10 protein-coding genes are annotated in these 12,772 nt (G+C 63.2%); 8 read left to right on the top strand and 2 right to left on the bottom strand.

All coding sequences use genetic code 11. From position 1 onward, the window contains the following. Window positions 1-24 precede the first annotated feature (24 nt). The 7 genes from ACR1XV_RS17835 to trxA are packed head-to-tail and all read left to right on the top strand — an operon-like array spanning window position 25 to window position 10,386. A complete protein-coding gene (locus tag ACR1XV_RS17835) occupies window positions 25-1,533 on the top strand; it encodes a PAS-domain containing protein (RefSeq protein ID WP_480533791.1) in 1,509 nt (502 codons plus the stop codon). A 41-nt stretch (window positions 1,534-1,574) separates the two neighbouring features. Then, a complete protein-coding gene (gene tsaE / locus ACR1XV_RS17830; RefSeq protein WP_480533789.1) occupies window positions 1,575-2,045 on the top strand; it encodes a tRNA (adenosine(37)-N6)-threonylcarbamoyltransferase complex ATPase subunit type 1 TsaE in 471 nt (156 codons plus the stop codon). Continuing rightward, window positions 2,042-3,046: an aminoglycoside phosphotransferase family protein gene (locus ACR1XV_RS17825; RefSeq protein WP_480533788.1), complete on the top strand. Its 1,005-nt coding sequence runs from the start codon at window positions 2,042-2,044 to the stop codon at window positions 3,044-3,046. The genes tsaE and ACR1XV_RS17825 overlap by 4 nt, the downstream gene beginning before the upstream one ends. Continuing rightward, a complete protein-coding gene (locus tag ACR1XV_RS17820; protein ID WP_480533787.1) occupies window positions 3,043-3,729 on the top strand; it encodes a nucleotidyltransferase family protein in 687 nt (228 codons plus the stop codon). The genes ACR1XV_RS17825 and ACR1XV_RS17820 overlap by 4 nt, the downstream gene beginning before the upstream one ends. Continuing rightward, on the top strand, window positions 3,722-6,649 hold the full coding sequence (addB, locus tag ACR1XV_RS17815) for a double-strand break repair protein AddB (protein ID WP_480533785.1): 2,928 nt from the start codon (window positions 3,722-3,724) through the stop codon (window positions 6,647-6,649). Before ACR1XV_RS17820 ends, addB begins: the two co-directional genes overlap by 8 nt. Continuing rightward, window positions 6,646-10,005, top strand: a complete 3,360-nt coding sequence (gene addA, locus ACR1XV_RS17810) for a double-strand break repair helicase AddA (protein WP_480533783.1) — start codon at window positions 6,646-6,648, stop codon at window positions 10,003-10,005. Before addB ends, addA begins: the two co-directional genes overlap by 4 nt. A gap of 60 nt (window positions 10,006-10,065) precedes the next feature. Continuing rightward, a complete protein-coding gene (trxA, locus tag ACR1XV_RS17805; RefSeq protein ID WP_170410773.1) occupies window positions 10,066-10,386 on the top strand; it encodes a thioredoxin in 321 nt (106 codons plus the stop codon). 129 nt (window positions 10,387-10,515) lie between these two features. On the opposite strand, the gene ACR1XV_RS17800 is transcribed toward trxA, so the two are convergent. After that, a complete protein-coding gene (locus tag ACR1XV_RS17800; protein ID WP_480533781.1) occupies window positions 10,516-10,710 on the bottom strand; it encodes a DUF1127 domain-containing protein in 195 nt (64 codons plus the stop codon). Window positions 10,711-10,906: 196 nt separating this feature from the next. Here ACR1XV_RS17800 and hslV point away from each other — a divergent pair, with 196 nt between their 5' ends. Continuing rightward, on the top strand, window positions 10,907-11,464 hold the full coding sequence (gene hslV, locus ACR1XV_RS17795; protein ID WP_480533779.1) for an ATP-dependent protease subunit HslV: 558 nt from the start codon (window positions 10,907-10,909) through the stop codon (window positions 11,462-11,464). Here hslV and ACR1XV_RS17790 read toward each other — a convergent pair. Next, window positions 11,456-12,697, bottom strand: a complete 1,242-nt coding sequence (locus ACR1XV_RS17790) for an MFS transporter (RefSeq protein WP_480533777.1) — start codon at window positions 12,695-12,697, stop codon at window positions 11,456-11,458. The genes hslV and ACR1XV_RS17790 overlap by 9 nt on opposite strands. Window positions 12,698-12,772 lie beyond the last annotated feature (75 nt).

Below are 12,772 nucleotides of genomic sequence, written 5' to 3'. Positions count from 1 at the left end.
GGGTTTTTCAGGGACGCGACAGCAATGGCTGACTGGATCATTGTGGCTGCAATCAGTCTGGTTTCGGCGGGTTTTGCAATACGCTGGTTGCTGCCGCGCAGACCATATCGAGGGGGCGATTACGGGCTGTCGGCCCGGGGGTGCCTGTTCGATGCGGTGTTCCTGTTCGAAGACGAACATCTGATCGGCCATTCCGATATTGCGCTGGACGGGTATGAGGCGGTCACCTGCTGGGCCGATCTGCGGCGGCTGCTTCAGCGCGATTTCCCGGCCTTCCCCGAAACCCCGCAAATCGTCTGCTACAAGGGTAATCTGGTGGTCCCTGCCATCGACTGCACAGTCCAGCGCGAAGTTGTCTGCGAATGGATCGACGGCATCGTCCGGGTGCAGTTGCGCGACCTGACCGACGGCGCCCCTGTGGCCCGGTGGGATCAGGATGATCCGATCCGGCTGGCCATGGACCAGGCACCCTACCCGGTCTGGCTGCTGGACAGCGCCAACAAGGTCAGCTGGTGCAATGCAGCTTATGTTGCGCTGGCGCGCAAGGCCTGCGGCCCCGATGCCGATCTGACGATCCCGTTGTTCCCCACTCCGCAGGACGAGGCACAGCTGGGTCGGAAAACCCGCGTCCCGATACCGGTGCAAGGCGGTAACGCGAAGCTCTGGTTCGACCTGACCCGGGTATCTCATGAACAGGGGCAGCTATGCTATGCGGTTGATATCAATGCGATTGTCGAGGCTGAGGTGGCGCAGCGCAAATTCGTCCAGACCATGACCAAGACCTTTGCCCAGCTGTCGATAGGTTTGGCCATTTTCGACCGCAACCGGCAGCTTGCCCTGTTCAACCCCGCGCTGATCGACCTGACCACGCTGCCGCCCGATTTCCTCAGCTGCCGCCCCAGCTTGTCCAGCTTTTTCGACCGGCTGCGCGATCAGCACATGATGCCCGAGCCCAAGAACTATCGCAGCTGGCGCAACCAGATGAACGATCTGCTTGAGGCGGCGCAGGACGGGAATTATCAGGAAACGTGGTCGCTGCCCTCGGGGTCGGTCTATTCCGTCAGCGGCCGCCCGCATCCCGACGGCGCGGTGGCCTTCCTGTTCGAGGATATCACCGCCGAGATCACGCTGACCCGTCGCTTCCGGTCCGAGATGGACCTGATGCAATCCATTCTGGACAAGCTGGCAGATGCGATCGCGGTGTTCTCGGATGACGGAACGCTGGCGCTGACCAACTATGCCTATCGGATGCTGTGGGGCGGCAGCGATGAGGCTGGGTTTGAGCCCGTGACCGTGCTGGACGTCACCCGCCAGTGGCAGGACCGCTGCACCGCCACCCCAGTGTTAGGTGAAATCCGCGATTTCGTCGCCGCACGCGAGAACCGGGTCGAATGGTCCGCCGATCTGACGCTGCGCAACGGCACCATCCTGACCTGTACGGTCAACCCGATGCAGAATGGCGCGACCATCGTCCGGTTCGGCACCAGCGACAGCGCCCACACCCCAGAGGAAATCCGCAAGATCAGCGCCTGATCCGGGTTGCGGCCACCGGGGCGCAGGTTCATTGTGGCGCCATGATTGCGCCGCTCAAGCTTACCCTCCGCTCACCGCAGGACACCGCCGCCCTCGCCGCCCGCCTAGGCGCTGCGCTGTGCCCCGGCGACACTATTTTGCTGGACGGCGCTATCGGCAGCGGCAAGACCCATTTCGCCCGCGCGCTGGTGCAATCCGTGCTGTCGGTGCCCGAGGATGTCCCCTCACCCACCTTCACCCTCGTTCAGGTCTATGACACCCAGATCGGCGAGATCTGGCATTCCGATCTCTATCGCCTCTCCTCGGTCGAAGAGGTTGAGGAACTGGGGTTGATCGAGGCCTTCGACACCAGTATCTGCCTGATCGAATGGCCTGAAAAACTGGGCGCGCTGACACCTGACGCGGCGCTTTTGATCCGCTTTGCCGCCGACCCGGATGGCCCGGACATGCGGCATCTGGACCTCAGCTGGGCAGACCCGAAATGGACCACCAGACTGGAGGGGACCTCATGACAAACCGGGCGGTTCTGGCCGAGGCGCTGATTGCCCAGACACCCTGGCGCGGGGCGCAGCATACGCCGCTGGCCGGCGATGCCTCGAACCGCCGGTACGAGCGTCTGACCGATCCCGCGACCGGCCGGACTGCGGTGCTGATGGACGCACCGCCGGACAAGTGTGAAGATATCCAGGCGTTTGCCCGCATGGCCGAGTATCTGCGCTCGCTTGGCCTGAGCACACCGAAGATCTATGCGGAAGATGCCGAATACGGGTTCCTGCTGCTTGAAGATCTGGGGGATGCGCTGTTTGCCCGCGTCCTGCGCGATGATCCAAAGGCCGAACGGGAGCTCTATGGCGCGGCCACGGATGTTCTGGTGCATCTGCACGCGGCCCCGACCCTGTCGCTGGACAGTTACGACCCGGCCATGATGACCGAGTTCGCGGCGCTGTCCTTCACCAAATACACCCAGGGCGTGCTGGGAACCCATGACGCCGAAGCCCGCGCCCGGTTCGAGCTGCGGTTTGCCGACATCCTGCACCGCGAAACCGGCGGCACCCGCGTTGTGGTGCAGCGCGACTATCACGCCGAAAACCTGATCTGGCTGCCCGAGCGCGACGGGTTGGCCCGCGTCGGTCTGCTGGATTTTCAAAGCGCGATGCTGGGCCATCCCGCCTATGATCTGATGTCGCTGCTGCAGGATGTGCGCCGCACCGTGCCCGCAGGCATCGAGATGCGGATGATCGACCGTTATATCTCGGCGACCGGCGTTGACGGACATGATTTCCGCACCGCTTATGCGGTGCTGGGTGCCCAACGCAATCTGCGTATTCTGGGCGGGTTCGCGCGGTTGGCGACAGATTACGGCAAGCCGCATTACGTCGATCTGATCCCCGCCGCCTGGGCCCATCTGATGCGCGATCTGGAACACCCCGCGCTAGTTCCGGTGGCTGATCTTCTGCACAAGGCCCTGCCCGCACCCAGCCCCGAAAACCTCGCAAAGCTGAGGCCGCAATGACCGACAGCCCCCAAGCCGCGATGCTGTTTGCCGCCGGGTTCGGCACGCGTATGGGTGCGCTGACCAAGGACCAGCCCAAACCGCTGATCAAGGTGGCCGGGCGGCCCCTGATCGACCACGCGCTTGACCTGTTCGCGCCGCTGCAGTCGGTGCGCGTGGTGGCCAACACCCACTATCACGCCGATCAGATGGCCCGCCACCTGACCCCGAAAGGCGTGCTGCTGTCACATGAGGCCCCGCAGATTCTGGAAACCGGCGGCGGGCTGCGAGCTGCGCTGCCGATGCTGGGGTCGGGTCCGGTGTTCACCCTGAACAGCGACGCGATCTGGGCCGGGCCCAACCCGCTGCAAATGCTGCAGGACCATTGGGACCCAACCCGGATGGACGCCCTGCTGATGTGCATTCCCACCGGCCAGACGATTGGCCACACAGGTGCCGGAGATTTCACCCAGGACGCAGCCGGGCGGATCACCCGTGGCCAAGACCTGATCTATGGCGGCGCACAAATCCTTAAGACCGAAGGTTTGCGCGATATTGCCGAGGATGCGTTTTCGCTGAACCTTCTGTGGGATCGGATGCTTCAGGATCGCCGCCTGTTTGCGCTGGCCTACCCCGGTCGCTGGTGCGACGTAGGCCGCCCCGAGGGAATCGCGCTGGCCGAAGGTCTGCTCGCCGATGTTTGAGCCCGGCACCCTGCCCCGGGTCTTTGCCGTCCCACCCGGCGCGGACTTCCCGCGCGTTCTGGTCGACGGGCTGCGCAACCGGTTTGCATCACACCCGCCCGAGGCGCTGGCCCGGGTTCAACTGGTGGTCAACACCCGCCGCATGGCCCGGCGCGTGCGCGAGCTGTTCGATCAGGGGCCGCCCTGTTTGCTGCCACGATTGTCTCTGGTCACCGATCTGGGCGACGGCGCTGATCTTGCGCAGGTGCCGCCCGCGATCCCGCCGTTACGGAGACGGCTAGAGCTGACGCAACTGATCGCGAAACTTCTGGATCAGCAGCCCGATCTGGCCGCGCGGTCGTCGCTGTTTGACCTGTCCGACAGTCTGGCGGCGCTGATTGACGAGATGCAGGGTGAAGGCGTCTCTCCGGATGCGATCCGGGCGCTGGATGTCAGCGATATGTCCGGCCACTGGGCCCGGGCGCAGGCCTTTATTGGGATCGCCGATCATTTCATGCAGACCAGCCCCGACGCGCTGGACCCGCAGGCGCGGCAACGGCGCGTGGTCGAAGGTCTGATCGCGCGTTGGGAAAAGACCCCGCCGCAGCACCCGATCATCCTTGCCGGGTCCACCGGATCGCGCGGCACAACGATGATGCTGATGCAGGCCATCGCGCGCCTGCCGCAGGGGGCGCTGGTACTGCCGGGCTATGATTTCGATCAGCCTGCTCAGGTCTGGAGCAGCCTTGATGACGCTCTGACATCAGAGGATCATCCGCAATACCGCTTTCACAAACTGATGCGCGACCTTGATCTGACACCCGACCAGATTCAGCGCTGGACTGCGGATCAACCACCCTCACCCACTCGTAACAAATTGATTTCGCTTGCCCTGCGCCCTGCCCCGGTCACCGATGCGTGGATGGCCGAGGGGCCCTCCCTGACCGATCTGCAGGGCGCAACCCAGGACGTGACGCTGATCGAGGCCGCCTCACCCCGGGCCGAGGCTCTGGCGATTGCGCTGCGTCTGCGTCAGGCGGCCGAGACCGGCCAAACCGCGGCATTGATCACCCCCGACCGGATGCTGACCCGACAGGTCAGCGCCGCGCTGGATCGCTGGAACATCCTGCCCGATGACAGCGCGGGCCTGCCGCTGCAACTGTCGCCACCGGGCCGGTTCCTGCGCCATGTGGCGGGGCTGTTTGCCCACCGTCTGGATGGTGAGGCGCTGCTGACCCTGCTCAAACACCCGCTCTGCCACGATGGCGCGGCGCGCGGCGCGCACCTGCTGCACACCCGCGATCTTGAGCTTGACCTGCGTCGCCACGGCCCGCCCTTCCCCGACAGCGCCAGCCTGACCGCCTTTGCCATCCGCGCCGAAGCACCCGACGATTGGACTCGCTGGGTGATCCAATCCTTCTGCGATCAATACAGCCCGGCTGAGCGCCCGCTGGCCGATTGGGTGGCACGGCTGCGAGGGCTGGCCGAAGCAATTTCTGCCGGGTCAACGGACGCACCCGGCACGCTTTGGGACAAGAACGCCGGTCAAAAAGCGCTGACGGTCATGACCACGCTGGAAGCCGAGGCGCAGCACGGCGGAGCAATGACCGCACATGATTTCGCCGACCTTCTAGGCGCGCTACTTGCCGGAGAGGAAGTGCGCGACCGCGACGCCCCACATCCGCATCTGATGATCTGGGGCACGCTCGAGGCGCGGGTTCAGGGGGCCGACCTGCTGATCCTCGGCGGGTTGAACGAGGGCAGCTGGCCCGAGGCCCCCGCACCCGACCCGTGGCTGAACCGGCAGATGCGCAACGCCGCCGGGCTGTTGCTGCCCGAACGCCGCATCGGCCTGTCCGCACATGATTTCCAGCAGGCGGTGGGCGCGCCCGAGGTGGTTTTGTCTCGCGCCACCCGCTCGGACGATGCAGAAACCGTACCATCGCGTTGGCTGAACCGGATGACCAACCTGCTGCAGGGCCTGCCCGAACAAGGCGGCGCGGATGCTCTGGCCGCGATGCGCGCGCGGGGTCGGCAATGGCTGGGCTGGGCCGAAGCACTGGAACAAGCCCCCCGGATCGACGCCGCGCATCGCCCCTCACCCCGCCCCCCCGTCTCGGCCCGGCCCCGGCGTCTGTCGGTCACCGAGATCAAGCGCCTGATCCGCGACCCTTACGCCATCTACGCGCGCCACGTCCTGCGCCTGAAACCGCTGGACCCGCTGGTCCGCGCCCCCGACGCCCTGCTGCGCGGGATCGTGATCCATGAGGTTCTGGAACAATTCGTCCGCGACAGCCTGCTGGACCCGGCCCTGCTGACCCGAGAGAATTTCCTGAAACGCGCAGTGGCATTGCTGAGTGAGCATGTCGCGTGGCCCACGGCGCAAAAACTGTGGCTGGCGCGGCTGGACCGGATCACCGACAGTTTTCTGTCCGCCGAAATCCAGCGCCGCGGTGACGGTGGGCCCGTCGCCTTTGAGGTCGCCATGAAACTGGCGCTGACGCCGTTGGATTTCACCATCGCGGGACGCGCCGACCGGATCGATCTGAACAGCCGCGGCGCGATGCGGATCATCGACTACAAGACCGGGATGCCCCCCACCGAGAGCCAACAGGCCAAGTTCGACAAACAGCTTCTGATCGAGGCCGCGATTGCCGAACAGGGCGGGATCGAGGGCTTCGACCCGCTGCCCGTGGCGCAGGCCGTCTTCATCGGTATGGGCGGGACCTATAAAGAGGTCGACGCGCCGCTGGCGAAAGAGCCGGCTGACAAGGTGCTGGCCGACCTCAAACAGCTCATTTCTGTCTATTTAGAGCCGGATCAGGGCTTTTCCTCGCGCCGGATGCTGCACAAGGACACCGATATCGGGGACTATGATCATCTCGCTCGGTTCGGTGAATGGGATCGATCCGCCGAAACCCGACCGGAGGACTTGCGATGACCCCGCGCAATGATGCCACCGAACGACAGGTGCAGGCCGCGCGCCCGGATGCCTCGACGTGGCTTGCGGCGAATGCGGGCTCGGGCAAGACGCGGGTTCTGACCGACCGTGTGGCGCGGCTGCTGCTGGACGGGGTGCAGCCGCAACATATCCTGTGCCTGACCTACACCAAAGCCGCCGCCAGCGAGATGCAGAACCGGTTGTTCAAACGGCTGGGCGAATGGGCGATGCTGGGCGACACGCCGCTGTTGGCGCAACTCACCGATCTGGGTGTCGAAGGTGCGATCAGCGGTGACCGGTTGGCGCAGGCCCGCACCCTGTTTGCCCGCGCCATCGAGACGCCGGGCGGGCTGAAAATCCAGACGATCCACTCTTTCTGCGCCTCTCTGCTGCGGCGGTTTCCGCTGGAGGCCGGGGTCAGCCCCCAATTCACCGAGATGGAAGACCGCGCCGCCGCCCTGTTGCGCGAAGAGATTGTTGAGGATTTTGCCGAGGGCCCGCAGGCCGCGCTGATCGAGGATGTGGCCCGTTTTGTTACCGACACCGGCTTTGACAAGCTGACCGGCGCCATCGCACAGAAACGCAGCCATTTTGCGCAGCCGCTTGCATGGCCAGACCTGCTGCAACGCTTTGATCTGCCGTCAGATTTCGACGAAGATATCCTGCTGGGCCGCGTTTACATGGGTGGAGAGGTTGACCTGATCCGATCCACGCTGCCTGCGCTGACCGAGAGCGGCGGCAATAATGCCAAAGCCGCGGCCAAGCTGGCCGGTTTCACCGAACCAACGCTCGGGAATTTGCCGCTGTTGGAAAGCGTTCTGCTGACTGGAAAATCCGCGAAAGAACCGTTCACCGCCAAGATCAACAGCTTTCCCACCAAAGCGCTGCGCGAGGGAGCGCTGGCCGACCGGATGCCCCAGCTTGAGGCGTTGATGCTGCGGGTCGAGGCGGCACGAGAACAGCGTCTGGCGCTGGTGGCGGCCCGGAAAACCCATGTATTACATCGCTTTGCCGCTGCCTTCCTGCCGGAATACGAGCGGCGCAAGCAACTGCGCGGCTGGCTCGATTTCGACGATCTGATCCTGCGCGCGCGGCAGGTCCTGAACGATCCGGCGGTGGCGGAATGGGTTCTGTATCGGCTCGACGGTGGCATCGACCACATCCTTGTGGACGAAGCACAGGATACCAGCCCGGATCAGTGGGACGTGATCGAGAAACTGGCGCAGGAATTCACCAGCGGAGAAGGGGCCCGGTCCGGGGTTGAGCGCACGATCTTTGTGGTCGGCGATAAGAAACAGTCGATCTATTCCTTCCAGGGCGCTGACCCGCAGGCCTTTGATCGGATGCAGGCCGAGTTTGGGCGGAGGTTGCAAGAATCAGGCTCTAAACTGTGGGATTCGACGTTGGAATATTCGTTCCGATCCTCCAGCGCGATCCTTGGATTAGTCGATATTCTGTTCGAAAACCACACTGAGGCCGGGTTTCACAAGGACGCGCTGCACCGCGCTTTCAAGGCCGATCTTCCCGGTCGCGTCGATCTGTGGCCCGTGGTCGAGAAGGTCGAGGAGGATGACGAGGGCGACTGGACCGACCCCGTCGACCGACCCGGCGCGCGGCATCATACCGTTGTTCTGGCCGAGCAGGTCGCGCATTCAATCAAGGATATGATCGCGCGCGGCGAGACCATCCCGGAAGATGGCGACACGCCCGGCGACTTTGTGTGCCGCAAAGTGCAGCCGGGGGATTTTCTGATCCTTGTCCAGCGCCGCTCGGACCTGTTTGCCGAGATCATTCGCGCCTGCAAGGCCGCGGACCTGCCCATCGCGGGCGCGGACCGTCTGAAAGTGGGTGCCGAATTGGCGGTCAAGGACCTCGCTGCTTTGCTGAGTTTTCTGGCCACGCCCGAAGACAGTCTATCGCTGGCAACGGTGCTGAAATCGCCTCTGCTCGGGTGGTCAGAACAGCAGCTGTTCGATCTGGCGCATCGGCGCGACGAGGCCTTTTTGTGGGCCGCGCTGCGCAAGCGGGCCGAAGACTTCCCCGAAACACTGGAAATTCTCAATGACCTGCGGGGTCAGACCGACTTTCTCCGCCCCTATGATCTGATCGAACGCATCCTGACGCGGCATGACGGACGGCGCAAACTGCTGGGCCGGTTGGGGGCCGAGGCCGAAGATGGGATCAACGCGCTGCTGTCGCAGGCGCTGGCCTATGAGCGCACGGATGTCCCCAGCCTGACCGGATTTCTGGTCTGGATGCAGACCGACGATCTTGAGATCAAGCGGCAGATGAGCGGTGTCGGCAACGTGATCCGGGTGATGACCGTTCATGGCTCAAAAGGGCTGGAGGCGCCGATTGTGATCCTGCCGGATACGGGCAAACGACAACCTCCGCGCGATGCCGAGATCATGATGGCCAAAGAGACGCCGCTGTGGAAGGTGCCCGCCGACGCATCGCCCGCGCTGGTCGCCGCGGCGCGGGAAGAGGCGCGTAAGCGGGAAGAAAATGAGCGGTTGCGGCTGCTCTATGTGGCTCTAACACGAGCAGAAAAGTGGTTGATCGTTGCTGCGGCAGGCGATGTCGGTAAGGATGGAACCAGTTGGTACCAGATGGTCGAGGCCGCGATGGCCCGCGCCGGGGCGACGCAGTTGCCCGGAACACAGGTGCAACGGCTGGCGCATGGCGATTGGGATGCGCTGCCCTTGGTCGACCACCACGCGGACACGTCCCGGCAACAGGAACTGCCCGAGATGTTTCGGCAGGCGGCGAAGGAACCACCCGAACCGGTGGACACCATCAGCCCCTCGGATCTTGGCGGGGCAAAGGCGCTGCCGGGGGATGCGGGGCAGGATGAAGAGGCCGCCAAACTGCGCGGCACCCGGCTGCATCTGCTGCTGGAACACTTGCCCGCCACCGACAGGGACCAATGGCCGCAGCTGAGCGCCCGATTGCTGCCCGATATGTCCGATACGGATCGGCAAGAGATCGTCGCCGAGGCTGAAATGGTACTCACCGCTGATCACCTGCAACAGGTGTTCGCGCCCGGGGCATTGGCCGAGGTGCCCGTCTCTGCCGACCTAAACGGCACCCGGATGCACGGCGTCATCGACCGGCTGATCGTCACAGATACCGAGGTGCATGTGGTTGATTTCAAGTCAAACACCACCGTCCCGGACACACCCGAGGCCTGCCCGGACGGGCTGCTGCGCCAGATGGCGGCCTATGCCCAAGCGCTGGCACAAATCTATCCCGATCATCAGATCCGAACCGCGATCCTTTGGACCCGCACGGCACAGCTGATGTGGCTGCCACACGATCTTGTGACAGATGCCTTGACCCACCACCCGATATCTTGACCTCCCCCAACGCGGCACCTAGGTTCTGTGCCCAAGCATTCCCCATTCAGGAGACAGAATATGTCGACCGTTGCCGTAACCGACGATACCTTTGACGCCGAGGTCAAGAACTCGGACGTTCCCGTAGTTGTGGATTTCTGGGCCGAGTGGTGCGGACCCTGTAAACAGATCGGTCCCGCGCTGGAAGAACTGGCCAATGAATACGGCGGCAAGGTGAAGATCGCCAAGGTGGACGTGGACAGCAACCCGAACTCGGCCGCAGCCATGGGCGTGCGCGGCATTCCGGCGCTGTTCATCTTCAAGGACGGACAGGTCGTATCGAACCGTGCGGGCGCGGCCCCCAAAGCGGCGCTGCAAAGCTGGATTGACGAGTCGATCTGATCCAACCGCATAGACAAAACAAAGGCGCCCGAACCGGGGCGCCTTTTTTCATGGGCTTTTGTCTTGCCCCAAAAAGAAAAGCCGCCTGAGGATCAGACGGCCATCTTGATTAGGCTGTGCCAGCGGCGATCAGAAGTTGTCGATGTCGCTGCGGCTGAGGCCGATATCGTCCAGTTGCTCGTCGGTCAGGCGGTCCAGCTCTTGGCGGGTTTTCCGCGCAAGGTGCCATTCGACAACGCTTTCAAAGCGATGGATGATTGCGTCCACTACGTGCAGGATGGTGACTGCTCCGAGTGGCGCGTGGTTTTTGGTAATCGTAGCCATGTGCGCGTTCCTTCAAACAGAAACAGCCGACCCGTTGTCGGTTGTCCCGCCCGTTTAGCCCCGGCACATGAGTCCCACAAATGCTGGTTCGACAGCCCCGCTTTGCGCTGTGTGCATATCTTTTAGGCAGTTTAAGAACGGTTGCGCCGTCCGCGCGCCCGGCCCATATATATCGCCACGGATTACGGAGGCTTTCATGGCAGACAGCGATTTTCCCGGTTGGCACGGCACGACCATCATCGGCGTCAAAAAGGGCGGACAGGTTGTGATTGCCGGGGACGGGCAGGTCAGTCTGGGCCAGACCGTGATCAAGGGCACCGCGCGCAAGGTACGCCGCCTGTCGCCCGGCGGATTTGAAGTCGTCGCGGGTTTCGCCGGATCCACCGCTGACGCCTTCACGCTGCTGGAACGACTGGAAGCCAAGCTGGAAGCGACACCCGGTCAACTGGCCCGTGCGTCGGTCGAGCTGGCAAAGGACTGGCGCACGGACAAGTATCTGCAAAAGCTTGAGGCGATGCTGATCGTCACCGACGGCAAGGATTTGTTGGTCATCACCGGGGCAGGGGACGTGCTGGAGCCCGAACATAACGTGGCCGCCATCGGATCGGGCGGCAACTTTGCGTTGGCCGCCGCGCGGGCGATGATGGACAGCGACAAGCCCGCCGAAACGGTCGCACGCGAGGCCATGGCGATTGCCGCAGATATCTGCGTCTACACCAATGGCAATCTGACGGTTGAGACCATATCAGGCTAGCAGCGCCTTGATCTCTTTGCCTTTCCAGCGCAGGTGCATTCCGATCAGACCCATGATCGCGGTGGCAATCACGATGTAATAGGGCAAGCGGATGTCGACGCTCATCAGCCCGCCGCCGATCAGAGACATGATGCCGCCCGCAAGGCAGAACACCGCAGTGGTGACGCCCATGACCCAACCCTGATCCGTCTCACTGACCGAAGATGAGAACAGGCCCAGCAAGGTCGGGTAGGATACGCCGAAGAAGAAGTAGAAGAAGAAGACGGGGATATAGCTCAGTACGCCGCTGGGGCTGAAGGCAAAGCCAAAGCCGCAGATCACCATGACCACCAGCGAGAAATAGATGATCTGGTGTTTGCTGAACCTCTGCTGCGCGGGTTTCACCAGGAAGGTGCTTGAGAAGGCCAGCGCGAAACCGATCACAACCATGGCCATGCTGCCGCCGATCACGCCATAGCCCCAGGCGCTGGTCAGGAAATTGTCGACGAAGACATAGAAGGTGACGTTGGCGATCATGAACAGCGCGTAAACCGGCAGGATTTTCAACACCATCGGATGCCCGCGCACGGCAATCAGGCTGTCGGTGATGTCGCGGGGGCGAAAGACAAAGGGCGCGCGCTCGGCCCGTGTGTCCTTGAAGAATGTGGTCACTAGGAAGATGGCGATCACGACCAGCACAAAGGCCCCGTAGAACGGGGTTTTCAGTGTCGCCGCGCTGCCCAGCAGGGCCGCGTCGGACAGGACCGCACCGATGATGGGCCCTCCGACCAGACCAAAGCTGACACCGGTGACGATATAGCCCATGTTGCGGTCCCGGTCTGCCGCATCGGTGCTGCCGTCGATCATCGCCGCCTGCGCAATGGGCTGGTTCCCGGCGGTGAACCCCGTGATCGAGCGCCCGATGATCAGCATCAGAAGGCTGTTCATGTAAAGCGCGGCGATGGTCAGCGCATAGCCCACCAGCGCCCCGCCCAGACAGATCAGCAGGGCATTCTTGCGCCCGATGGAATCCGAGACCTTGGACACGTAGACAACGCCCAGAAACCACGACAGGAAGAAGCACCCAATCACCAGCCCGTAGTAGAAATGCCGCCGTCCCATGGGGGTGTTTTCAGGCAGGAAGCCCGATTTCGTCTCCATGATCAAAGAGTTGATGATGGGGAACACCAACCCCTGTCCGATCAGGTCCACAAACACCACAAACAGCAGGGTGATCTTGGCAATTTTCGTCATCTGCGCGCTCCGGACCCTCAACACCTTGAAATCACTGTATCAGAGGGCGCGCCGATCGCCTAAGGAAAGCATTTG

The sequence above is a fragment of the Ruegeria sp. AD2(2025) genome (assembly GCF_056542385.1).
Note: the sequence above shows the minus strand (reverse complement) of the source record. Positions and strands in the feature narration are given on the sequence as shown.